This is a genomic window from Paenibacillus sp. NRS-1760, from assembly GCF_050467785.1.
Classification (GTDB): Bacteria; Bacillota; Bacilli; order Paenibacillales; family Paenibacillaceae; genus Pristimantibacillus.
Window position 1 is genome coordinate 550,617 of record NZ_JBITPK010000008.1, and the last position, 23,976, is coordinate 574,592.

Annotated in this window: 24 protein-coding genes; all 24 read left to right on the forward strand. The window is 42.5% G+C overall.

All coding sequences use genetic code 11. The features are described from left to right. Nucleotides 1-7 precede the first annotated feature (7 nt). The 24 genes from ACIFSR_RS09530 (at nt 8) to argF (ending at nt 23,951) form a co-directional block, all read left to right on the forward strand. Complete coding sequence (locus tag ACIFSR_RS09530; RefSeq protein WP_339205364.1) at nt 8-424, forward strand: TIGR03826 family flagellar region protein; 417 nt, start codon at nt 8-10, stop codon at nt 422-424. Between the two features lie 108 nt (nt 425-532). After that, on the forward strand, nt 533-799 hold the full coding sequence (gene flgM / locus ACIFSR_RS09535; protein ID WP_430056959.1) for a flagellar biosynthesis anti-sigma factor FlgM: 267 nt from the start codon (nt 533-535) through the stop codon (nt 797-799). Nucleotides 800-807: 8 nt separating this feature from the next. Beyond that, the gene (locus ACIFSR_RS09540) at nt 808-1,311 is read left to right on the forward strand and encodes a flagellar protein FlgN (RefSeq protein WP_076266198.1); all 504 of its coding nucleotides are present in this window, start codon (nt 808-810) and stop codon (nt 1,309-1,311) included. A 19-nt stretch (nt 1,312-1,330) separates the two neighbouring features. Next, entirely contained in the window at nt 1,331-2,890 is a 1,560-nt protein-coding gene (gene flgK / locus ACIFSR_RS09545) for a flagellar hook-associated protein FlgK (RefSeq protein ID WP_430056962.1), read from the forward strand. A 24-nt stretch (nt 2,891-2,914) separates the two neighbouring features. Beyond that, nucleotides 2,915-3,886 carry a flagellar hook-associated protein FlgL gene (gene flgL, locus ACIFSR_RS09550; protein ID WP_430056966.1) on the forward strand — a complete coding sequence of 324 codons (972 nt, stop codon included), beginning with the start codon at nt 2,915-2,917 and terminating at the stop codon, nt 3,884-3,886. A 12-nt stretch (nt 3,887-3,898) separates the two neighbouring features. Beyond that, nucleotides 3,899-4,465, forward strand: a complete 567-nt coding sequence (locus ACIFSR_RS09555; RefSeq protein ID WP_430056968.1) for a DUF6470 family protein — start codon at nt 3,899-3,901, stop codon at nt 4,463-4,465. A 99-nt stretch (nt 4,466-4,564) separates the two neighbouring features. Beyond that, a complete protein-coding gene (locus tag ACIFSR_RS09560; protein ID WP_430056971.1) occupies nt 4,565-4,957 on the forward strand; it encodes a flagellar assembly protein FliW in 393 nt (130 codons plus the stop codon). 15 nt (nt 4,958-4,972) lie between these two features. Next, nucleotides 4,973-5,197: a carbon storage regulator CsrA gene (gene csrA, locus ACIFSR_RS09565; RefSeq protein ID WP_430056973.1), complete on the forward strand. Its 225-nt coding sequence runs from the start codon at nt 4,973-4,975 to the stop codon at nt 5,195-5,197. A 139-nt stretch (nt 5,198-5,336) separates the two neighbouring features. Then, nucleotides 5,337-6,692 carry a flagellin gene (locus ACIFSR_RS09570; protein ID WP_430056975.1) on the forward strand — a complete coding sequence of 452 codons (1,356 nt, stop codon included), beginning with the start codon at nt 5,337-5,339 and terminating at the stop codon, nt 6,690-6,692. Nucleotides 6,693-6,784: 92 nt separating this feature from the next. Further along, a complete protein-coding gene (locus tag ACIFSR_RS09575; RefSeq protein WP_430056976.1) occupies nt 6,785-8,905 on the forward strand; it encodes a glycosyltransferase family 2 protein in 2,121 nt (706 codons plus the stop codon). 260 nt (nt 8,906-9,165) lie between these two features. Beyond that, complete coding sequence (gene fliD, locus ACIFSR_RS09580) at nt 9,166-10,689, forward strand: flagellar filament capping protein FliD (protein ID WP_430056979.1); 1,524 nt, start codon at nt 9,166-9,168, stop codon at nt 10,687-10,689. 63 nt (nt 10,690-10,752) lie between these two features. Continuing rightward, complete coding sequence (locus ACIFSR_RS09585) at nt 10,753-11,121, forward strand: hypothetical protein (RefSeq protein WP_430056981.1); 369 nt, start codon at nt 10,753-10,755, stop codon at nt 11,119-11,121. Nucleotides 11,122-11,312: 191 nt separating this feature from the next. Next, on the forward strand, nt 11,313-11,687 hold the full coding sequence (locus tag ACIFSR_RS09590) for a flagellar protein FlaG (protein WP_430056984.1): 375 nt from the start codon (nt 11,313-11,315) through the stop codon (nt 11,685-11,687). A gap of 72 nt (nt 11,688-11,759) precedes the next feature. Next, nucleotides 11,760-12,185: a flagellar export chaperone FliS gene (fliS, locus tag ACIFSR_RS09595; protein WP_430056987.1), complete on the forward strand. Its 426-nt coding sequence runs from the start codon at nt 11,760-11,762 to the stop codon at nt 12,183-12,185. 240 nt (nt 12,186-12,425) lie between these two features. Then, the gene (locus tag ACIFSR_RS09600) at nt 12,426-12,623 is read left to right on the forward strand and encodes a cold-shock protein (protein WP_028608231.1); all 198 of its coding nucleotides are present in this window, start codon (nt 12,426-12,428) and stop codon (nt 12,621-12,623) included. A 242-nt stretch (nt 12,624-12,865) separates the two neighbouring features. Then, nucleotides 12,866-13,411 carry a ribosome hibernation-promoting factor, HPF/YfiA family gene (gene hpf / locus ACIFSR_RS09605; RefSeq protein WP_339205340.1) on the forward strand — a complete coding sequence of 182 codons (546 nt, stop codon included), beginning with the start codon at nt 12,866-12,868 and terminating at the stop codon, nt 13,409-13,411. A gap of 140 nt (nt 13,412-13,551) precedes the next feature. Beyond that, nucleotides 13,552-16,059, forward strand: a complete 2,508-nt coding sequence (gene secA, locus ACIFSR_RS09610) for a preprotein translocase subunit SecA (RefSeq protein ID WP_339205339.1) — start codon at nt 13,552-13,554, stop codon at nt 16,057-16,059. A gap of 67 nt (nt 16,060-16,126) precedes the next feature. Further along, nucleotides 16,127-17,234, forward strand: a protein-coding gene (gene prfB, locus ACIFSR_RS09615) for a peptide chain release factor 2 (RefSeq protein ID WP_339205338.1) whose coding sequence is annotated in 2 segments (ribosomal slippage) — nt 16,127-16,198 and nt 16,200-17,234 — 1,107 coding nt in all. Because the reading frame shifts where the segments join, the coding sequence is not laid out codon by codon here. Between the two features lie 105 nt (nt 17,235-17,339). Continuing rightward, nucleotides 17,340-18,224 (forward strand): YitT family protein, encoded by an 885-nt coding sequence (locus tag ACIFSR_RS09620; protein WP_076266175.1) that lies wholly within the window; start codon nt 17,340-17,342, stop codon nt 18,222-18,224. A gap of 319 nt (nt 18,225-18,543) precedes the next feature. Further along, nucleotides 18,544-19,593: an N-acetyl-gamma-glutamyl-phosphate reductase gene (argC, locus tag ACIFSR_RS09625; protein ID WP_430056993.1), complete on the forward strand. Its 1,050-nt coding sequence runs from the start codon at nt 18,544-18,546 to the stop codon at nt 19,591-19,593. Nucleotides 19,594-19,662: 69 nt separating this feature from the next. Continuing rightward, entirely contained in the window at nt 19,663-20,901 is a 1,239-nt protein-coding gene (gene argJ / locus ACIFSR_RS09630) for a bifunctional ornithine acetyltransferase/N-acetylglutamate synthase (protein ID WP_430056996.1), read from the forward strand. Between the two features lie 9 nt (nt 20,902-20,910). Beyond that, nucleotides 20,911-21,738: an acetylglutamate kinase gene (argB, locus tag ACIFSR_RS09635; protein WP_076266172.1), complete on the forward strand. Its 828-nt coding sequence runs from the start codon at nt 20,911-20,913 to the stop codon at nt 21,736-21,738. A 5-nt stretch (nt 21,739-21,743) separates the two neighbouring features. Next, nucleotides 21,744-22,952 carry an acetylornithine transaminase gene (locus ACIFSR_RS09640; RefSeq protein WP_430056998.1) on the forward strand — a complete coding sequence of 403 codons (1,209 nt, stop codon included), beginning with the start codon at nt 21,744-21,746 and terminating at the stop codon, nt 22,950-22,952. 39 nt (nt 22,953-22,991) lie between these two features. Further along, nucleotides 22,992-23,951: an ornithine carbamoyltransferase gene (gene argF / locus ACIFSR_RS09645; RefSeq protein WP_339205333.1), complete on the forward strand. Its 960-nt coding sequence runs from the start codon at nt 22,992-22,994 to the stop codon at nt 23,949-23,951. Nucleotides 23,952-23,976: the final 25 nt, after the last annotated feature.

Consider the following 23,976-nt stretch of genomic DNA (forward strand, 5'->3'; position numbering starts at 1 on the left):
CAGAGCGATGAACCTAGATAATTGTCCTCGCTGCGGTAAGCTTTTTGCAAAAAACTTTAGAGACGTGTGCCCGGCATGCATGCGAGAAATTGATAAAGAATATGAGCTTTGTGCAAACTATTTGCGTGAATTTAGAGGCTCAATTATTACTGAGGTATCTGATGCTACGGGTGTTTCGATTAAACAAATTACGAAGTTCATACGCGAGGGACGCATCTCCATTATGAATGCACCTAATATGTCATACCCCTGTGAATCTTGCGGAACTCTAATTCGTGATAATCAACTTTGCGACAATTGTCGCAATCGAATTGAGAAGGACAAGAAGCAGATGTTCCAAGACATATCGCGAAAAGAAGATTTAAAAAGTGCTTACAAGCAAACGGGTGTTTATAAAGGCTTAGAAAGATACAATGATAAATGATTTAAGTTAATATTTTGTTGACTATAAAATTTCACTTGACTGAAGCCGATAATACTTGTAAAGGTAATCGGCTTTTTTAGTTCCTGTAAATAATGAGGTGGGTAAACAATGAAAATAAATGAGACGAATCGTATCGGAGCGCTTAATCCTTACCAGAAGCATTCGGAAGCCAGAGTAGGCGGGACAGACAAGGCAAAGCAGAAGGACGCGGTTCAAATCTCTGCTGCAGCTAAGGAATTGCTATCGACAAGCAAAGCAAGCGGAGCGGACAGAACTGAACATATTGAGCAGCTGAAGCGTTCGGTAGCAACAGGCAACTATCATGTGGAAGCTGGCAAGATTGCCGAGAAGCTGCTTCCCTTCCTGAAGGAGTAATCCTCTAAATGAATGAGTACATCCAGCAAATCATCGTGATTTTGCAAGAGCTTTTAGACGAGCACCTGCAGCTTATTGAATACGGCAACGCGAAGACTTCGGCTATTACTGTGAACCAAGTAGAGACGCTCTCGTATATTTCCAGCAAAGAGAAGAAGAGTCTTCAGCGGATCATGGATCTGGAGCAGCAGCGTATCTTTTTGATAGGGAAATATATGCTTGATCAGAAGCTGACTGCCCATCGTTCGTTCAAAATGGAGAAGCTCATACAAGCTGTATACCAAGCGAATGAGAAGCAGCAGCTTCAGGCGATATGGAATGAGCTATCGGCAGCACTTAAGAAACTTCAAGATATTAACGAATTCAATCAACAGCTCGTAAGGATGACTCTGGAGCATTTGCATTTTACGCAAGATTTGCTGCTTGGTCCGACTGAGGAAGAAGCGACCTATCATCGTGCTGTTCAAGGCATGGCCTTAAATCGTAATGGCCGCTTTAATATGAAAACGTAACAAGAGAGGACAATATACGATGGCATCCACTTTTCATGGCTTAGAAACGGCAAGGCGCAGCTTATTTACCACTCAGTCTGCTCTGAATACTACTGGACATAACATTTCAAACGCGAATACAGCAGGCTACTCACGGCAAGTGGTGAATATGACTGCATCAAGACCGATAGACGCGGTTGGTTTCTCCAAATCAACAGCAGCTGGTCAGCTGGGTACAGGCGTTGAGGCGTCTTCTATCACTCGGATTAGAGAGAAGTTTCTGGATAATCAGTATCGCAATGAATATAAATCACTGGGTAACTTCTCAGTTCAGCTCGACACGCTCTCTAAACTAGAGGGTATCGTTAATGAACCAAGCGACACGGGTCTTAGAACGGTGATCTCGAATTTTTGGAATTCGTGGTCAGACCTCAGCAAAAACCCTGAGAATGCGGATGGCCGCAAAGTCGTTATGGAACAAACGATGGCACTTGTGGATTCTTTTAATTACACTGCTAAGCAGCTCAGCGATTTAAAAGCTGATTTGACGGAAAATGTAGAGATTAACTTAAATACGGTTAACTCGATTACAACAAGCATCGCCCAGTTAAATGGCGAGATTAGACGGGTTGAAAGCTTAGGTGATAACGCAAATGATTTGCGGGATCAGCGTGACCTAATTACAGATCAGCTTTCGGGATTAATCAATATTCGCGTAGAAGACCAAGAGAGCGGATACCGCATTACGATGGGCGGTACGGAGCTGGTGCAAGGAACAGCTACTGCTTCTCTGGATTCAGCAGCAATTACTACAGCGGTTGCTAATGGTGATTTAAATAGCGGTGCTATTTATGGAACGATATATGCAAGAGATCATTACGTCGATGGGTACATCGGAGAACTTAATAATCTCGTTCAAACGATGGCGAATGGCGAGTTTGAGGTTACGCTGCCTAAAGGATCTGTTTTGCCAGAAGGAACAGTACTGAATAACGTAACCTATACAGGCACAAATCGTACACTGAACGAAGATACAAAAGTAACGGTAAAAGGTTTGAATGGTTTGCATCAGCTTGGATACTCGTTGGCTGGACAAGAAGCGGGTTTACCTTTCTTTACAGATGCAAACGGCAGTACTGCTGGATTGAATGCCGGCAACATCACGCTTAATCCTGCAATTGTTGCAAATTCTAACTTGATTGCGACATCTATGCGAGTAGCTACGAATGCAGATGGTTCAGAGTCAGTTATAAGCGGCAACAACTCCTTGGCCGTCCTTTTCTCACAAATGAGAGATACTCGTTTCGACTTCGACGCGGGGACAGGTGAAAATAAAAACACGGTGGATGCTTATTTCCGTTCTGTTGTGGGCCAGTTAGGTGTACAAGCTGCGGAAGCCACTCGTATGCAATCGAATCAACAAATTATCGTCGACCAAGTTGAATCCCGCAGACAATCGGTTAGCGGAGTTTCACTAGATGAAGAAATGTCCAACATGATTAAGTTCCAGCATGCATACAATGCAGCTGCTCGAAATATGACGATGATTGATGAAATTTTAGATAGAGTTATTAATGGGATGGGCCGAGTAGGACTATAATTTTTAAAGCGGAGGTGAGACATTATGTCGTTTCGTGTAACACAATCAATGATGAATACGCAGTTGCTTCGTAATATTACAAGCAATATGGGACGTATGAATAATTTGCAAAACCAGCTGTCTACGGGTATGAAGATTAATAAACCATCAGATGATCCAGTTGGTATCACTTTTGCACTGCGCTATCGCAGTGAACTTGATTCTAATGACCAATATTCTAAAAATGTAAGTTCTGCATTATCTATGCTGGAATATACGGATACTGCTATTGGTCAAGCAGGAGATATTATGCAGCGCGTTAGGGAGCTTTTAGTCAAGGGTGCCAATGGAACTCTCGAACAAACAAGCCTTGATGCGATTAAAGTTGAAATGTCACAAATGTATAACCAAATGGTGGAAATCGGAAATAGTCAATTTAACGGTAAACAAGTATTTAATGGTGAAATGACAGGTGAGAAGCCTTATCCAACGATGGGTGTAGAAGGTACAGCTGATTTAACAGTTGATCCTCCTTTGTTAAAAGCATATCAAGTCAACTCGGATAACGGTTCAATTAAATATGAACTATCCGCAGGAATGAAGCTGGGAATTAATATTACAGGCAACGAAGTTTTTGGGGCGGGTATATCTCCTACGGCAACAAAAGCGGAAATAGAGAGCAGTGACAATGTCTTTTTACTGCTTCAACGAGCGAATGATATGCTTAGTTCCGGCGATCAAAATGGAATTTCTAAATTGATTGGACAGGTAGAAAGCCGTATGAATACGATGCTTACGAAACGGGCTGAAGTTGGGGCAAAAGTAAATCGGATCGATATTGTACAAAACCGGCTTTCTGATATTGAAATTAACTTAAAAACGGTACAGGCAAAAACGGAAGATGCAGATATGGCAGAAGTGATTACGAATATGAAGACAGAGGAAAATGTATATCAGGCTTCCCTATCTGTTGGAGCACAGCTTATACGTCCAAGCTTGGTTGATTTCTTGAGATAGGTGGAGATTAACATGCAAATTCCGCAGATTCAGATTCGTACGCAGGATGCCGCGCTCTTTATTGATGCGGATATGGGTAAACAGCGTCTTGAGCAGCCCGCTGCTACTGTAGATATGGAGCAAATCAGGCCAGAGCAACATTTTCAAACCACCAAAGGACGACTTGAAATTAATCAAGATCGAGTATGGGATGCGTTAGCACTTGGAAACAATTTGCAAACGATGAGCAAAATATATTCAATGGCTGCTGATATTGCATTGCAAGGCATTGCACGGATTGTGGAGAAGGGCGATCAAATGGCCTCGATTCATTTAGGCGGAAATCCCATTGCAGAAATGGCAAGGGATTGGAAACGAACTTTTCCTGAATATGATTTCCGCGGGGAAGCCTCCTATGATAATATTGATATCGAGTATATTCCAGGTGAACTCACGATTGATACCACTCCAGGTCGAGTCGACCTTAATGTTCAAGTGAACAAGCCTATTCATGAATATGAGCGCGGCAAGCTGGATATTTATATGAGCCAATACCCTAAAGTGGAGATTATTCCACCACAGCTCGATCAGCTTATTTAGACGTTACTGTTTTTTAGACTATAGATCATTTGCGCACGACGCATGAGATCTATAGTTTTTATTTTTAATAAATGAGGAATCCTAATAGGGGGTTATGAAGTGAATACAGAACAGTTAACTTATCAATTTGAACAAGGTATTCCAGGTTTCGAGCATTTGAATGACTTTGTATTCGAAGAAGTAGGAAACGAACTTCCAATGAAGCTTATGAAGGCTTCTGAGGACGAAACGATATCGTTGCTGGTTGCGAGTCCATTTTTATTTTATCCAGATTATGAATGGGAACTCCCTGAAACCGTGAAACAAGAACTAAGTATTAACGGTGAAGAGGATGTCGAGGTTTGGTCTGTTATAACTATATCCACAGATTTTGCTAATGCAACAATTAATTTGCTTGCTCCGATCATTTTGAATAAAAGAACATTAGCAGGCAAACAGCTAATTCTTCACGATAATACATACAGTTCGCGCGCTCCACTCAATCGAACCTAAGGAGGATGAAAAGCCATGCTCGTTTTATCACGCAAAAGTAATGAGTCTATCATGATCGGTGCGAATGTTGAAATCATCGTACTCGGCGTAGAAGGCGATAATGTTAAACTAGGCATACGGGCACCGAAGGAAGTGGACATCTACCGCAAAGAAATATATATGGCGATACAAGCAGAAAATCGTGCGGCAGCAACTAGTGCGGTATCCATAGAGGATGTTTCAAAATTTTTTAAAAAATAATTATTTTTTTAAATATAAGCTATAAACAATTGATGGAGAAATCCGATAAATATAATAGCGCGATAATAGGACGGCCGAACTATTATCGTAAGCTTCCGCAAGGATGCGGAAATACGAAAATTTCAAGGAGGAAATACTAATGATTATTAACCACAATATCGCAGCTCTTAACACACACCGTCAGTTGTCTACTAACACTGCAGCAACTAGCAAATCCATCGAGAAATTGTCTTCTGGTCTTCGCATCAACCGTGCAGGTGACGATGCAGCTGGTCTAGCAATTTCCGAAAAAATGCGTGGTCAAATCCGTGGTTTGGACATGGCTTCCAAAAACGGACAAGATGGTATCTCTCTAATTCAAACTGCTGAAGGCGCTTTGAACGAAACTCACTCGATCTTGCAACGTATGCGTGAATTGGCAGTTCAATCTTCCAATGACACTAACACTGCTTCTGACCGTGGTGAGCTTCAAAAAGAGATCAACCAGCTTACAGCTGAAATCGATCGTATTGGTACTACTACTGAGTTCAATACTAAGAAACTTCTGAATGGTGGAGCTTCTGTAACAGGTACTGTAACTGGTGCAAACGCTGCTGGTATTAGTATCATTGGTGGCTCTGGCGAAACAAAAGTTGGTTCGTTAGCAACAATCACAGCTGCAACTGTAGCTACAGCTGATAATGCTACGACGACTGCGACTACATTTACTACAAGTGCAACACTTGCTGCTGCTAGTGCAGTAACACTTAATGGGGTTACATTCTCATTCGGCACTACTGACACAGGTCAGAACATTCTTGATAAAATTAACGATGCAAACATTGGTGTTAAAGCTGAACTTGTTGGCGGCGCATTGAAACTAACAGCTTCAACAGTTGGTAGCAAATCCGAACTAACTATTTCTGGAGAAACTGGTGCTTTCGCTGGTCTAGCAGCTGGTCTAGCTCAAGGCGTAGACGCTACTATTACCGGTGCGGGTGGAGTATCTTACACTGCTGAAGGCAATAAAATTACGATCCAAAGTGGTGCTCAAAAAGGTTTGGAGCTACAAGTGAATGCTGCTATTACTGCTGGTGCTGCTGATGTTGCAGTTACAGCAAATGGTGGACTAAACTTCCAAATCGGCGCTAACGAAGGCCAAAACATGTATGTATCTGTAGGTGACATGCGTGCGACTGCTTTGGGAGTTAACCAAGTTGATGTAAGCAGCGCTACTACTGCAAACTCAGCAATTACAACGATTAACAATGCTATCGAGAAAGTTTCTGGCGAGCGTTCGAAACTTGGTGCTTACCAAAACCGTCTTGAGCACACAATTAACAACTTGAATACTTCTTCCGAGAACTTGACTGCTGCTGAGTCCCGTGTACGTGACGTAGACATGGCAAAAGAAATGATGAACCAAACGAAGAACAATATCCTTGCACAAGCTGCTCAAGCTATGCTTGCACAAGCTAACCAACAACCACAAGGCGTTCTTCAATTGCTTCGTTAATAATCAATTAAAGAGAGAGAGCAACTTGCTCTCTCTTTTTTTATTTATACACCTAATAATTGCGAGGTCTTTTCGAAAAGGAATGACAGAACATGAATATAACAGGTTGCGTTATAACAAAAGACGAGGAAACTAACATTGAGAAATGTTTAAATAGTTTAAAGGAAATCACTTCAGAAATCATCGTAGTCGATACAGGGTCTTCTGATAATACAGTTCAAATAGCGCGGGATTTGGGTGCTTTTATTTATCATTTTGAGTGGGAAAATGATTTCTCTAAAGCAAAAAACTATGCCTTATCAAAGGCAACAGGGGATTGGATTATTTTTCTCGATGCAGACGAGTATATCGAACAACATAGTTTAATAGAAATAAAGAATTGTGTAAGGATTGCCAATACTAATGGATACGATGGAATCATATCATCTCTTATTAATTACAATCCAGAAACAACTGAAATTCAAAGTACAGTACAAAATTTAAGAATATTTAGAAGAGATTCAAAAATAAAATATTTCGGAGCCATTCATGAAACCATTAAGCATGTCACTAAGCAGCTTAAAGTAATTGATTTCAGTAAGCAAATTTCATTAATTCATACAGGGTACTCAAGCAATGAAATTGAAAGGAAACAAAAAGGACAGAGGAATTTATTATTGTTGTTAGCTGAAGAAAAAAAGAACATGAATAATCATGATATTAATTTTTATCTTTCTGAGACATACAATCTTATAAAGGAATACGAATTAGCCCTATTTTATGCTTTAAAAGCCCATACTGTGAAGGAAACAGAGTTATTAGGGACTAAAGAAAAAAATTACTTGAATATTATAAGGTATCTGAGGAAACTAGAGTATCCTAGCGAACAAGTGATAAGAATAATCCAAGAGGCAAGTTATAAATATCCTTCATATCCAGACTATTATGTTTATATAGGCGATTACAATAGATTTTCTCAACAGTTTTTGGATGCAATATATATGTATGAGAAAGCACTATTTTTAATAAATAATATTTCACAGGGTGAAACCCAAACATCAGGATTATTGCTGTCTATTTATAAACAGTTATCTAATTTGTATTATCATACCAATGACACTTCAAAGACGGTTCATGTGATTACCTTGATTTTAAATACGGATCGTTATGATTTTTCTCTATTAAATTACTTAATGAAAATACTATTAATTAATCGAGAAGATGAAACAAACATAATAAACTTTCTGGAGAAAATCTACAGAGTGGATGTAGCAAAAGATTTGATATATTTATCGAAATCTGCCATTAATAATGGATCTTATATATTAGCAAACTACTTTATGTCTTTGCTGCGCTCTTTTTCAAGTGAATTACAGGAGGAAGAATTAGAGCTCGCAATATTAAATGAAGATTATGTTATAGCCTCTCAGCAATTTTTAAGTCTATTTCATATGAAGGATAGTGAACTCCAATATTTGAAAAAGGCAATTATATCTTCTCTTCTTTCTAAAGATGAAACTACGAAGAATAAGGTATTCCAAACGGCCTATAAGAATACTGGCATAGATCTTAAAGAACTCCTTGATGAACCAAAAAATAACCAGTACAGTCAAGAAGAGTTAGAATTAGTATTAGATATAATCAAGGAATTTTATCGTTTATCTAAATACGAGGAGATAGACAAAGTACTGAAAAAAATTAAGAATGATGAAATATTACTAGCAACAGCAGAATTGTTTTATCAAAATAAAAACTTTGGTTTAGCTCTTCATTTCTTCGATGAATATTTGCAGAATAAGACCGAGGTGGAAGATGAACTATATCTAAATATTTTGTGTAAATCAAGCGATAGTTTGTATCAAATTGGTGAATTGGAAATCGCAGAGAAATATATAGAAAATGCATATTCTATTAGTCAAAAGGATTATTTTATTTATTCACTTTGGTTAAAAATCCTAATGGGTTTAAAGTTTAATGAACGAATAATAGAAGTTGCAAAGATAGCCGTTGATACGTTTCCTGATTCTAATTATTTTATTTCTATATTGGAATCTCTGGGTATAACAATTCAGGTTAGAGAAGAGGAAAAAGATACTTTAAGGAGTATTCTCTATTCTGAAACATATCTACAAAGACTTGATGATACAGCAGCTGATTTAATAAAAGTAGGAAAAGATCACGAAGCTATGCCGATTATTAGATTTCTATCTGAAATGGGAACTATCGTTAAATAAAACAGGAGTCACATTTAAGATATGATGTTTACAGACATTTGGGGTTTCTCTATAGAGTAACCCCTCTTTTATTTCAATAATCTTGAAATAGTATTTATCAATTTAAAAATCTAATGAAACTCATTATCACAGAATTAACCCTAAACTATATTCTATTTCGATCCGATACTACTAGTAGCAGATTAAAATGGTGTAGTGGATGAAGTTAAGAACATCATACAAATAAATTATCTTAGATGCAAAGAAAAAGGAGGATTATCATGATTAACTCAATTCGTATGGGAGGCTTAGTCTCCGGACTTGATACAGAATCTATGCTAAAGAAACTAATGAAGGCAGAGAGCGCTCCGTTAAATAAACTTCTTCAGAAGAAGCAAACTGAGGAATGGAGACGTGACCAATATAGAGAGATGAACGCTCTTTTGTCTGACCTAAAGAACAAAACATTTGATATGAAACTACAAGGAACCTATCAAAAAAAGGTTTTGGCATCTGACAATGATACAATCGTATCAGCAAAACAAAAAGGTAATCCAACCGCTACTGTATATAATGTAGAAGTAGATGTGCTTCCAACAGCAGCTAAGGCTGCGACTGTGAAATTTTCTGCAGATAATAGTTTGAAAGATGGTACTACTGCACTTAATGAAGAGTATTCTTTTAATATTGGTTCAGATCCTAATGATATTATTAAAGTGGAAAAAGGGGATTCCATTAATAGTATATTGGCAAAAGTTAATGCTCTTTCTTCGAAAACAGGTGTCACTGCAAGTTATTTGCAGGATGATAAATCCATTACATTTACAACAAAGGCTACTGGGGCAACTGCGGCTATCACGATTAACAGTACTGATTTGCCAGCTAATAACAAACTCGGTTTATCAACAGGAACGGTAAATAGTAATGCGGCAATAACAGGGTTTTCTACAAATAAAGGTTTCCAATCCTCCGCTGATGCTCTAGCACAAACTGTAAAGATTAATGGTATATCCTATTCTGTTAATAGTACAACCTTCACGTTTGACGGTGTGGAATTTAATATCAAAAACAAAGGAACCACTAAGATCGATTTGAAACCCGATGAAGATGCTATGTTCAAATCGATCAAGGATTATGTAGATAAATATAATGAAATAATTGAGAAAATTAACAAAAAGGTCGATGAACGTACCTACAAAGATTTTAAGCCTTTATTAGCAGAAGAGAAACAATCCCTTTCTGACAAGCAAGTTGAGCAATGGGAAGAGAAGGCTAAGAGTGGTTTATTACGACAAGACACACTGATTTCAACTGGACTATCTCAAATGCGTCAGGCTTTGATGTCTAATGTAAAAGGCAGCGGTATGGATACGAAGCTTGATAGTCTCACTGAAATTGGAATTACTACGGGTGCGTATAACGAGAATGGTAAACTATATATTAGTGAAACAAAGTTACGTGAAGCTATTTCCAAAAATGGGAATGCTGTAATGGACCTGTTTACGAAGACGAGCAGCTCCACAGATCCTGCTACAAAATTTAATGAGAGTGGGCTAGCGGAGCGCTTATATAATCAACTTAATAGTACGATGACCAAGCTTACTGAAAAAGCAGGCAGTAATGCTTCGCTTGTAGATAAGAGCATTCTTGGTGAGGGCTTGAAAAGAATTAATTCGGATATAAGCAGATGGGAAAGTCGGTTACAGGATAAAGAAAATAGATATTGGAAGAAGTTCACTGCGATGGAGACTGCAATGAATAAAGCAAATGCTCAAGGAAACTGGTTATCACAACAACAAGGTTGAGTTAGCTAAGTCATAAAGAAGTATTCAGTTTATAGAAGCTTCAGAAAGAGAGGGTTAGTGCTTATGAATGCCCCTCTAGATTCTCTGCTCAACGATTTTTTAATATACACGCTTTCATTAGAGAAGAGAGTATTAGACCAATATAGTGAACCCGAAGAGTGGCTTGAACTTCTAAGTAAGAGACAAGAGCTTATAGATCATATTTCAGAATTGTTAGAGCAAGGTGTTTCTTTCACAGATACGCAAAAAAGGGTGTATCTTCAGCCTGCCTATGAAACGGATAAGAAAATTTCTCCGCTCATGGATATCAGGAAACGAGACCTTGAATCAGACATGGTCAATATGAAGAAAACACAAGCGGTAAATCAGCAGTATGGCGAATACGGCAGTTCCTATTCGGCATATGGTGCATTTTTTGATAAAAAGAAATAAAGCAATCATGGGCTTCTCCTTGGAGAAGCCTATTTATATTTCATAAAATTAGGAAAAATGACCCTAACAAAACACAAGTTTTCATCTAACACAAAAGTGAATAGTTGCCGATATATAAATTAGGACTATTGATGCGGAAGGAATGATAGGTAATGAACACTAATATACCGTCAACAGGGGCGATTAACTCGTTGAGTCGAAGTACTGCTAGTATTGAAAGTAGTAATTCTGTAGTAGAAAAAGTAAGTGTTAACGGGACAAGCGACTCGCAAAATCTATCTAAATTTACTAGCTCAGCAGAATTGAAAAAGGCAGAGGCACGCGGTGAGCATGTCGCTATTAGCGAAGAACAGCTAGTTAAGGCCATCGATAGAGCAATAAAGGCCATCGAAGGGAAAAGCACAAATCTAGAGTTTTCTGTGCATAAACAAACGAATATCATTTCAGTGAAAGTATTAGACAGTACATCGGGTGAAGTCATTCGTGAAATTCCTCCAGAGAAAACGTTGGATTTTGTCGCTAAAATGTGGGAAATGGCTGGTATACTTATCGATAAGAAAGGCTAATTCATTATTGTAAGATGATGAACTCACACAGCACATAAATGACATTTTAATTTAGTTCTAGGAGGATAAACAATGCAACTTCAACAACGTAATAAGTATCTTCAAAGTACGATTCAAACAGCTACCCCAGGACAACTACTTATTATGCTCTACGATGGCGCTATCCGTTTTTGCCGTCAAGGAATTGAAGCGATCAAGGAACAACGCTATGAAGACGCAAATATAAGCCTTTTAAAAGTACAGGACATTATAAGTGAGTTCATCATTACGATTGATCGCTCTAACCCTATTTCAGAAAACTTGCTTAAATTATACGAATATTTTAACACTCGCCTAATTGAAGCGAATATGAAGAAAGATATAGAGCCAGCAGAAGAAGTGCTTGCCCATCTGATTGATTTAAAAGAAACTTGGATGCAGGCTGCTAAACAGTACAATCAATTAGCTGCTCAAGCGAATGGCAACACATTCAAACAAACACAATCAACGGTTGTTTAATTAAAATAACGCTTGAGAGCCGCCCAATGGGTGGCTTTATTTTTTTCTTCATATCCCATGCCCTGGCAATAAAATCTAACTTTCGACACGATCCGATAAACGGAATAAACAGCTCAAAACCAAAATGTATTCGCTTACAATAAATTGTTTGACAATTCAATAAAGTGGGTGTTATAGTCAAATTGTGGGTTATACAAAGCGATGCCTCACAGTATTTGAAGATGAAGGGAATGTTTGCACATGCAAGGTAAAGTTAAATGGTTTAACGCAGAAAAAGGTTATGGATTTATCGAGACTGAGCAAGGCGGCGACGTATTTGTTCATTTCTCCGCTATCCAAACTGAAGGTTTCAAAACTCTTGAAGAAGGCCAATCCGTCGAATTCGATATTGTTGAAGGCGCTCGTGGTCCACAAGCAGCTAACGTAGTTAAACTGTAATTATCCGGCTGATCCAGCCAACCTATAATTTGGATCATTAAACAAGTAACTTACACCAAGCTCCGGGAAACCGGGGCTTTTTTTTGTTGTCTGAAGAGTGAAATAGGTGTCCGTGACTAAGTTGTGACAAGTCTAGTAGTTCTACAGTTTTATTTATCTGAATATTCTAAATTGATAAAAAACTATTTTGATTTGAACGCCTACATATGCTATAATAAGACTATGTAAAGGAGGAGTTCCCCATGAACTACAACATTCGAGGTCAACACTTTCAAGTGACAGACGCATTGAGAGACTACGTCGAAAAGAAACTCAGCCGATTGGATAAATATTTTGAAGCACCAATCACCTCCGATATTAACGTAACACTATCCGTCACCAAAGGTAAACATGCAGTTGAGGTGACCATACCGCTCACCGGTGTCATGCTAAGAGCCGAGGAGAAAAGCGAGGATATGTACGCATCGATCGATCTGGTTGCGGACAAACTCGAACGACAAATACGTAAACATAAAACAAAAATGAATCGAAAGTTCCGCCAAGGTAGCGGTGTACGCGTCTTATTCAAGGAAGAAGGCTCAGCAGTAGGCGTTCTAGAGGAAGAAGATGATTTGGAGCTTGTACGTACGAAGCGTTTTGCACTTAAGCCAATGGATGTGGAAGAAGCGATTTTGCAAATGAATATGGTCGGACATAATTTCTTCGTCTTCTCGAATGTGGACAACAAAGAGGTCAGTGTTGTGTACAAACGAAGTGACGGGAAATACGGTTTAATTGAGCAAGGCTAGCAATCATTATACACAACTTTGAAGAGCCTTTTCTCCTTTATGGAGAGAGGCTTTTTCTTTTACAATCATCCTCGTTGCGGCGGTGTCGACAAACTGATACAATTTAATGCAAAGAGGCGTTACTACGAAAGGGGAATTCCATGCTCGGATTAGTGAAAAAGATATTTGGTGACCATAACGAGCGCGAGGTAAAGCGGATCCAACGGACGGTAGATGAAATAAATGCGATTGAGTCAAAATTCACTGCTTTATCTGACGATGCGCTTCGCGCGAAAACTGAGGAATTCAAAGCAAGAATTGAAAAAGGCGAGTCATTAGATAAAATATTGCCTGAAGCCTTTGCAACAGTTAGAGAAGCATCCAAGCGTACGCTTGGCATGCGTCACTTTGATGTGCAGCTGCTCGGCGGTATCGTTCTTCATGAAGGTAAAATTGCGGAGATGAGAACGGGTGAAGGTAAAACGCTCGTTGCGACACTTCCTGTTTATTTAAACGCGTTGCTTGGCAAAGGCGTACATGTTATCACGGTCAATAATTATCTAGCGCAACGTGATAGCGAGCTTATGGGACAGCTGTATGGCTTCCTAGGCATGACTGTCGGATGTAATCTTCACGGCTTGTCGCATGACGAGAAGCAAGAAGCATATGCATGCGATATTACGTATGGTACAAATAATGAATTTGGTTTTGATTATCTGCGTGACAACATGGTGCTATACAAAGAACAAATGGTTCAGCGTCCTCTTTATTTCTCCATTATCGATGAAGTGGATTCCATTCTTGTCGATGAAGCGCGGACTCCGCTTATTATTTCAGGACAGGCTGCTAAATCAACAGAGCTCTACTTCGCCGCAGACCGCTTTATTAGCCGTTTGAAGCCTGAAGAGGATTTCACGATCGATATTAAGCTTCGCAGCGTTATGCTGACTGAGGCAGGCGTTGAGAAGACGGAGAAGGCATTCCAAATCGAGAACCTATTCGATCATGCGAATGTAACGCTCAACCACCACATACAGCAAGCGCTGAAAGCGAACTTCATTATGAAGCGCGATGTGGATTATGTTGTGGAAGAAGAAGAAGTTGTCATCGTTGATGAATTTACTGGTCGTCTAATGTCTGGACGTCGTTATAGCGATGGTCTTCACCAAGCGATTGAAGCGAAGGAAGATCTGAAGGTTCAGAACGAGAGCATGACCCTTGCGACAATTACATTCCAAAACTACTTCCGTATGTATCGCAAGCTTGCTGGTATGACGGGTACTGCGAAGACAGAGGAAGAAGAGTTCAAGCGTATTTATGGACTCGACGTTATTCAAGTGCCTACTAACCGTTCCATGATTCGTAAGGATATTGCAGATGTTGTCTACAAATCCGAACTCGGTAAATTCAAAGCGGTCGTAGAAGAGATCGTAGAACGCCACAGTAAAAATCAACCAGTGCTCGTAGGTACAATTTCTATCGAGAACTCGGAGAAATTATCAGATATGCTGAAGCGCAGAGGCGTTACGCACAAAGTGCTCAACGCGAAGTTCCATGCGGAAGAGGCAGAAATTATTTCGCGCGCTGGTCAAGCAGGCTCCGTAACGATCGCAACGAACATGGCTGGTCGTGGTACCGATATTTTGCTAGGTGATGAGGTTGCTGAACTGGGCGGCTTGCATATCATTGGTACAGAGCGCCATGAAAGCCGTCGGATCGATAACCAGCTGCGTGGTCGTGCTGGACGTCAAGGCGATCCAGGTTCATCACAGTTTTATCTATCGCTTGAAGATGAGCTGATGCGCCGCTTCGGTTCTGAGAATATTATGGGCATGATGGATAAGCTAGGACTGGATGAGGATCAACCGATTGAGAGCCGGATGATTTCTAGAGCGATTGAATCTGCGCAGAAACGCGTTGAGGGCAATAACTTTGATATTCGGAAAGTTGTTCTACAATATGATGATGTCATGAACCAGCAGCGTGAGGTTATCTATAAGCAGCGCCGTGATATTCTTGGTTCGGAGAACATCCGCCAAGAAGTTATGGAAATGCTTAAGCCTGTCATCGAACGCATTGTTGAAGCTCACTGTTCGGAGGATATTCCGGAGGAGTGGGATCTTCAAGCAATCGTTGATTATGCGCAAGCGAACTTCCTGCAAGAAGGATCTTTGACCAAGGAAGAGATTTGGGGCAAAGAGAAGGAAGAAATCATCGACTACATTTATGCTGAAGTCGTTGCTTCCTATGATGAGCGTGAAGCAGAGCTTGGGGAAGAAACGATGCGCGAATTCGAGAAGGTCGTTGTGCTTCGTGCGGTAGATAGCAAATGGATGGATCACATCGATGCGATGGATCAGCTCCGTCAAGGTATCCACCTGCGTGCATACGGCGGTACGGATCCGCTTCGTGAATATCAATTTGAAGGCTTCGAGATGTTCAAGGAAATGATCGAGAGCATCCACGAGGAAGTTGCAAGATACATTATGAAGGCACGCGTAGAGAGCAACCTGGAGCGTCAAGAAGTAGCTCAAGGCCAAACGACTACAACAAGCGGCGGCGGAGAAGCTATGGAGAAGCGCCCTGCTAAGCGTGAGGATCGTGTAGGTCGTAATGATGCATGTCCATGCGGCAGTGGCAAGAAATACAAGCAGTGCCACGGCAAGTAAGGAACGGCATCAAACAGCATGGCATAAAATAAAGAATGAACCATTATTTTGAGGTGAAGCGGAAGCTATGATAGACATAACGGTTAAACAAGACCTGCGTGAAATGGCCAAGCGGCTCCAAGAGCTTAGGGGGTCCCTTTGACTTAGATCTTAAGCAAGAAATGATTGCTAATTTCGAGGAGAAGATGACATTCCCTGATTTTTGGGATGATAATGACAAAGCGCAAAGCGTTATTTCTGAGCTTAATGCGGTGAAGTCAGTTGTGGATCATTACGACGGGTTGAACAGCGAGCAGGAAGATCTTCAGATGATGCTGGAGCTGGCGGAAGATGAAGGCGATGAATCGCTTGCATCAGACGTCGTGAGCGGCGTGGAGAAGCTCATGCGCAAGATTAGCGAGTTCGAGCTTCAACTGCTGCTTAATCAGCCTTACGATAAGCTTAATGCGATTCTTGAGCTTCATCCTGGCGCTGGCGGTACGGAGTCTCAGGACTGGGGTTTAATGCTTTACAGGATGTACACGCGCTGGGCGGAGAAGAGTGGCTTCAAGGTTGAGCTTCTTGATTACTTGCCCGGTGATGAGGCAGGCATTAAAAGTGTTACCATTTTGGTGAAGGGCTTTAATGCTTACGGGTATTTGAAGGCAGAGAAAGGCGTACACCGTTTGGTTCGCATTTCTCCGTTTGATTCTGCGGGTCGTCGTCACACGTCGTTTGCTTCCTGTGATGTAGTCCCAGAAATCGATGACAGCATTGAGATCGAAATCCGAACTGAAGATCTGAAGGTGGATACGTACCGCGCGAGTGGAGCAGGCGGACAGCACGTCAATAAGACGGAGTCGGCTATACGTATTACCCACATCCCTTCAGGCATTGTGGTTGCTTGCCAGCAGGAGCGTTCACAAATTCAGAACCGGGAACGTGCGATGAAGATGCTTCGTTCTAAGCTGTATGATCGGAAGATCGAGGAGCAGATGAAGCATTTGGCGGAAATACGCGGCGATCAATCGGAAATCGCGTGGGGAAGCCAAATTCGTTCTTATGTTTTCCATCCCTATAGCATGGTGAAGGATCACCGTACTTCTGTAGAGACAGGTAATGTCGGCGCGGTTATGGATGGCGACATCGACCCTTTTATCGATGGATATTTGCGTCATCAGATTCGTCACGAGTAATTTGCGACCATATACAAATGGATAGCTTCAGTGAAGAGTTCCAACACGGTAAACGTGTGGAACTCTTCTTTTTGCGATAATCGGCTTGCGAGGAGATAAAAAGGGATGAAAGAAAGCACGGCGAAGCGGAGAAAAGGTGGACGCAGTTATAGTCCGCGAACCCAATCCGTATGGAATATTGTTCAGCTTCTGATTGGTTCAGCTATTGTAGCGATTAGCTTCAATATGTTCATGGTACCCAATGGAATCGCTTCTGGGGGCGTATCGGGTATATCTATTCTCGTCCAAAGAGCAGCAGGCATTACACCTGCTGTCACGCAATGGGCGATTAATATACCGCTGTTTATCGCGGGTTTGTGGCTGCTTGGCAAACGGTTTGGCGCAAAAACAGCGCTAGGATCGATTATTTTGCCGCTATTTGTGCTGCTGTCAAATGGCTGGCCATCACCTACGGACAATCCGCTGCTTGCGGCTATTTATGGCGGTATCGGGGTTGGTCTGGGGCTTGGCCTTGTTTTTCGGGGAGGGGCTTCGACAGGCGGCTTGGATTTAGCTGCCCAAATTTTACATCGCTACACAGGCCTTCCGCTTAGCTTAGCGATCGTTTGTTTCGACGGCTGCGTCATTATTGCGGCTGGAATAATCATTTCTCCTGAGGTTGCGCTATACGCTTTGATTGGTTTATTCGTGACAAGCAAGACGATTGATTTTGTACAAAGCGGATTGCAGCTATCTAAGGTAGCTTTTATAATCAGCGACCATTCGGATGATGTTGCCGAAGCGATTCTTAATGATTTAGACCGTGGTTTGACGCGGCTTGATGGTCATGGCGGATATACTGGCGTGGGACGTACGGTATTAATGGTAGTAGTCGGTCAAAATGAAGTGCCGAAGCTAAAGCAAATTGTGAAGTCCATTGATCCTGGCAGCTTTGTGATAATTAGCAATACAGCAGAGGTAATTGGTCAGGGCTTCAAGCTGGACAGCTAACAAAATAATATCCAAACGATACCAATAACGAGTTTTATGTGCTAAAATGAAACAGGAACATTTGTTCCTGTTATGTTGAAGGCATCTCTCAAACAATTCATTAATTGAGCAAAATTATCATCATTTGTTCGTTGTATTAATATGAATTCGAATGTATAATAATACGAAACAATGTGCGTATTTCCATCAACTTCCGAATGTTGTACAATTATAAGTTGTGGAAGAAAACATCCTTTCCGCGTGCGGAAAGAGCAATAGATGAAGCTGCATAGCAGGGGAAAAGATAGCTTGCAGCATCTAGTTTCGGGGAGAGATTAACATGAGCATAAAGGTGAAAATAGCGATTATCGGTTCAACTGGCTATGGCGGTGTAGAACTCATTCGATTGCTCGCATCCCATCCGCTGGCAGAGGTGACATCGGTCATTTCGTCATCCAGCGCAGGTACGTCAATAACAGAAGGATATCCACACCTCATCGGCATTAGTGAAGAGCTTCTTGATGATGTCGATCCTGCTGCGATAAAAGCAAAGGCAGATGTTGTATTTCTAGCTACACCTGCTGGCGTAGCAGCTAAGCTGGTTCCAGCTTTGCTTGAAGTTGGTTTGAAAATTATTGATCTATCAGGAGATTTCCGCTTGAAATCGCCAGCTTTATATGAGCAGTGGTATAAGAAGCCAGCAGCAAATGAGGCTTACTTGCAGCAAGCCGTGTTTGGCCTTGCTGAAATATACGGCGATCAAGTGAAGGATGCTCCATTTATCTCTAATCCAGGTTGTTACCCGACTGCGACGCTGTTAGGGCTTCTCCCAGCTGTCAAAGAGGGCTGGATTGATCCATCCACGATCATCATTGACGCCAAATCAGGCGTTTCTGGTGCAGGCCGCGGCGCTTCACTAGGCACTCATTATTCAGAACTTAATGAAAATTTAAAAGCATATAAGCTAAATCAGCATCAACATATTCCGGAAATTGAAATGGTTTTATCTAATATGGCTAATAAACCAGTCGTAACTACCTTTACGACACATCTCGTGCCAATGACGCGCGGCATTATGTCTACGATGTATGCTGTCGTTCGAGGCGAGCGGAGCACTAGCGATTTTATTGATCTCTATCGTTCCTACTATGAAGGACGTAAGTTTGTACGTATTCGTCCAGAAGGACAATGGCCGTCTACTAAAGAAGTTTGGGGCTCCAACTATTGCGATATCGGCTTTGCCGTTGATGAGCGTACGAATCGTGTAACTATCGTTTCTGTTATCGACAACCTGGTTAAAGGCGCTGCGGGTCAAGCGATTCAAAACTTGAACCTGATGATGGGCTGGGACGAGACGCTCGGCTTGCAATTCGTTCCCGTTTATCCTTAATCAATAACGAAGACATTCCTACTGATCTTATAACCATACTCATACAGGTGAAGGAGATACGATTTTACGATGGGACAGGATAAAACAGCCTTGTTCTCGGTCGTCGCTGACGGCTCGATAACAACGCCTCAAGGCTTCAAAGCAGGTGGATTGCACTGTGGTCTCAAAAAAACGACGCGTCACGATCTTGGCGCAATCGTATGCGAGGTTCCAGCAGCAGCAGCGGGCGTATATACAACGAATGTATTTCAAGCTGCTCCGCTTCAAGTAACTCGTGAGAGTATCGGCGCTGGCGGCGTCCTGCGTGCTGTGCTTGTAAATAGCGGCAATGCGAATGCGTGCACAGGTAAGCAAGGCGAAGCGGACGCATACGAAATGCGTTCTAGATTTGCGGAATCAATCGGCGTATCTTCTGAACAGGTAGCCGTAGCATCTACAGGCGTTATTGGCGAGCTTTTGAAAATGGACAAAGTACGCGCTGGCATCGATGGACTGCCTGCTAAGCTGGATGGAAATCGTACAGGCGCGGATGATTTTTGCCAAGCGATTTTAACGACAGATTTGGTTCAAAAGATGGTATGTGTCGAGCTTGAGCTAGACGGCAAACGTGTATATGTCTCAGGTGCAGCCAAAGGATCCGGCATGATTCATCCGAATATGGCGACGATGCTTGGATTCGTAACGACAGATGCAGCCATTGGAAGCGAAGCGCTTCAGAAGGTGCTGCGCCTTGCGACGGATCTGACTTTCAATATGATTACCGTTGATGGAGATACAAGCACAAACGATATGCTGGTTGCTATGGCGAGTGGACTTGCTGGCAACTCGGAGCTGACAGAAGCTCACGAAGGCTGGGCAGCTTTTGTAGCGGCTATCCGTCATGTATGTGAGGTGCTTGCCAAAGCGATCGCCCGTGATGGCGAAGGCGCAACTAAGCTCGTTGAGGTGCGGGTGAACGGTGCAGTAAGCGACGATTCAGCACAAGCGATTGCAAAGACGGTTATCGGATCGTCACTTGTGAAATCGGCCGTGTTTGGAGCGGACGCGAACTGGGGACGTATTATTGCGGCAGTAGGCCGTGCAGGCCAGCCGGTTAATCCGGAGACAGTGGACATTCGACTTGGCGATATTTTGACGCTTGAGCAATCCCGTCCTGTTGTATTTGATGAAGAGGTTGCCTTGGAATATTTGAAAGGCGATACCGTTGTTATTCGCGTTGACTTACATAATGGCGAAGGAACGGCAACCGCATGGGGCTGCGATTTGACCTATGACTATGTTCGCATTAATGCGGCATATCGGACATAAGCAAAGTAGATGCTTGGAGGGTATGGAACAGTGACGGAGCAACGATTTGTAATGAAATGCGGAGGCAGTACGCTAGCGGCGCTTCCTAACAGCTTTTTTGACGAGTTGCGGGAGCTTCAGCTCTCTGGCGTTCTTCCGGTCATCGTACACGGCGGTGGCCCAGCAATATCGGAAACGCTTGGCAAGCTGGGAATCGAGACGGGATTTGTTAATGGTCTGCGTGTAACGAACGATGCTGTGCTCGACGTCGTTGAGATGGTGCTAGCAGGACGTATCAATAAAGAAATTGTGCGTAAAATTCAAATCAACGGCGCGAAGGCACTCGGACTATCCGGGGTGGACGGCAAGCTCATCCAAGCGCAGCCAGTTGCGAATGCTGCCGAGATTGGTTTTGTTGGCGACGTAACCGATGTAAATGCTGAGATTATTGAAGGTGTCATGGGCATGGGTTACATTCCGGTTATTGCACCTATCGGTATTGATGATCAAGGGCAGCGCTACAACATTAATGCGGATACGGCTGCAGGCGCTGTTGCGTCCCATCTCGGAGTAGAGCGAATGATCGTTGTAACGGATGTGCCAGGCATTCTCAAAACAGTAGATGGACAGAAGCAGGTGCTTCCTGTTGTCTCCGTTGCTGAGATCGAAGAGATGATAACGAGCGGTGAGATTTACGGCGGCATGATTCCAAAAGTTCGCGCAGCCATTCAGTGCATTCAAGGACGTGTGCGTGAAGTTGTGATCGTAAGCGGCGAGGAGCCAGGGGTGCTGACGAGAGCGGTACGCGAAGGCGGCGTTGGTACACGAATTGTTCAAATCCATGAAGGGCGGGTGTAAGGTCGATGAGTGAAACGAATGCAACAGCTGCAGCTGACCAATCTCTTTTTCCAACCTATGCAAGATATCCAATGGCATTGGTAAAAGGTGAAGGCAGCTGGTTATGGGATGATAAAGGAAATAAATATCTTGATTTTATGAGCGGTATTGCCGTTACAAATCTAGGGCATGCTCCTAAACAAATCAAAGCGGCGCTTGTTAAACAGCTCGATGAATTGTGGCATGTATCAAATCTGTTCCATATTCCGAACCAAGCGGATGCAGGCAAGCTCATTACCGACAATAGCTGCGCGGATGCTGTATTTTTCTGCAACTCGGGTGCTGAAGCTAACGAAGCGGCTATCAAGCTTGCACGCCGTTACAATCAGAAGGTACTGAACAATGGTCGGTTCGAAATTATTACTTTTGAGCAATCGTTTCATGGACGTACGCTAGCTACGCTTACGGCAACTGGCCAGGATAAGGTGAAGGAAGGTTTTGCGCCGCTGCCGGCTGGCTTCAAAACCATCCCGCTGAACGACCTTGCTGCGCTTGAAGCGGCTGTGTCTGATCAGACAGCAGCGGTCATGCTGGAGATGGTGCAAGCGGAGGGCGGTATTTATCCGGTTGATCCAGACTATATGAAGGAGCTTGTCGCGTTATGCGAGAAGCAAGGCATCCTTCTTATTGTGGATGAGATTCAAACAGGAATGGGACGTACAGGCAAGCTGTTTGCATATGAGCACTACGGCATTGAGCCTGATATTTTCACGATGGCGAAAGGTCTTGGAAGCGGGTTTCCTGTTGGCGCGATGGCAGCAAAGGAAAAGCTTCGTGAAGGCTTTACCGCAGGAAGTCATGGCTCAACATTCGGTGGAACGCCGATTGCAACAGCAGTTGTAAAGGCAACTCTAGAGACAATTGTTGGTGACAATTTATCGGAGCGCGCAGCGCAAAAGGGTGAATATCTCATTTCGCAGCTTCGCGAGAAGCTTGCGGGAAATGAATTTGTTCATGAGGTTCGTGGACTTGGCCTGCTAGTAGGAATTGCATGCGCGGAGCCGATTGCTGATATTTTGAACGAGGCTCAGACACGTGGCCTGATCGCGATTTCGGCAGGACCAAATGTCATCCGCCTATTGCCTAATTTACTCGTTACGGATGAAGAAATAGATATTGCTGTTGCGTTATTAGTCGAACTATTGGAAGCGAAGCGACCAGTCGTTAAATCATAAATGCTAGAACATTGTTTTAAGCTGAAGGAGGGCTCTACCATGCAAGGAATAGTAAACGAGGATTTGGCGCAAAGCTTGAAGGGGCGCGACTTTCTCATGCTGGTTGATTTTAAGCCAGAGGAAATTCGTTACTTGATCGACCTAGCGATTGATTTGAAGCAAAAACAAAAAGCAGGCGAAACTCACCATATTCTAAAAGGTAAGACGCTTGGCATGATCTTTGAAAAATCGTCTACACGTACGCGCGTTTCGTTCGAAGTTGGGATGTACCAGCTTGGCGGTCAAGGTCTATTCCTAAGTGGAAATGACCTGCAAATCGGTCGCGGCGAAACGATCTGGGATACAGCCCAAACGTTGTCCCGTTATCTAGATGGTATTATGATTCGTACATTTGCGCATCGCAAAGTGGTTGAGCTTGCTCGTGGAGCGACGATTCCGGTTATTAACGGTTTGACGGATCTTTCACATCCATGCCAAGCGCTTGCGGATTACCAAACCATTCTTGAGCAAAAGGGTCGTTTGGAAGGCTTGAAAATTGCCTATATCGGCGATGGCAACAATATGACTCATTCCCTGTTGATGGGCGCTGCGAAGCTTGGCCTTCATATGTCTGTTGCGACTCCTGAGGGTTACGAGCCGGATGCAGATATTATTCAACAAACGAAGGATCATGCTGCTGAAACAGGCTCGCAAATTCACATTTGCCGCGATCCGAAGGAAGCTATTGCTGACGCTGATATCGTGTACACAGATGTGTGGGCGAGCATGGGTCAAGAAGCAGAGCAGAAGGAACGCGAGATTGCTTTTGCGGCGTATCAGGTCAATGAGGCGATTACAAAATATGCGAAGAAAGACTATCTCTTCATGCACTGCTTGCCTGCACACCGCGGCGAAGAAGTGAGCGAAGGCGTAATCGACGGCGATCGTTCGATTATTTTCGACCAGGCAGAGAACCGTCTTCATGCACAAAAAGCGATTATGGCAGCAATTATGTCCTAGCTTAAAAGCTATAAATATATGAATT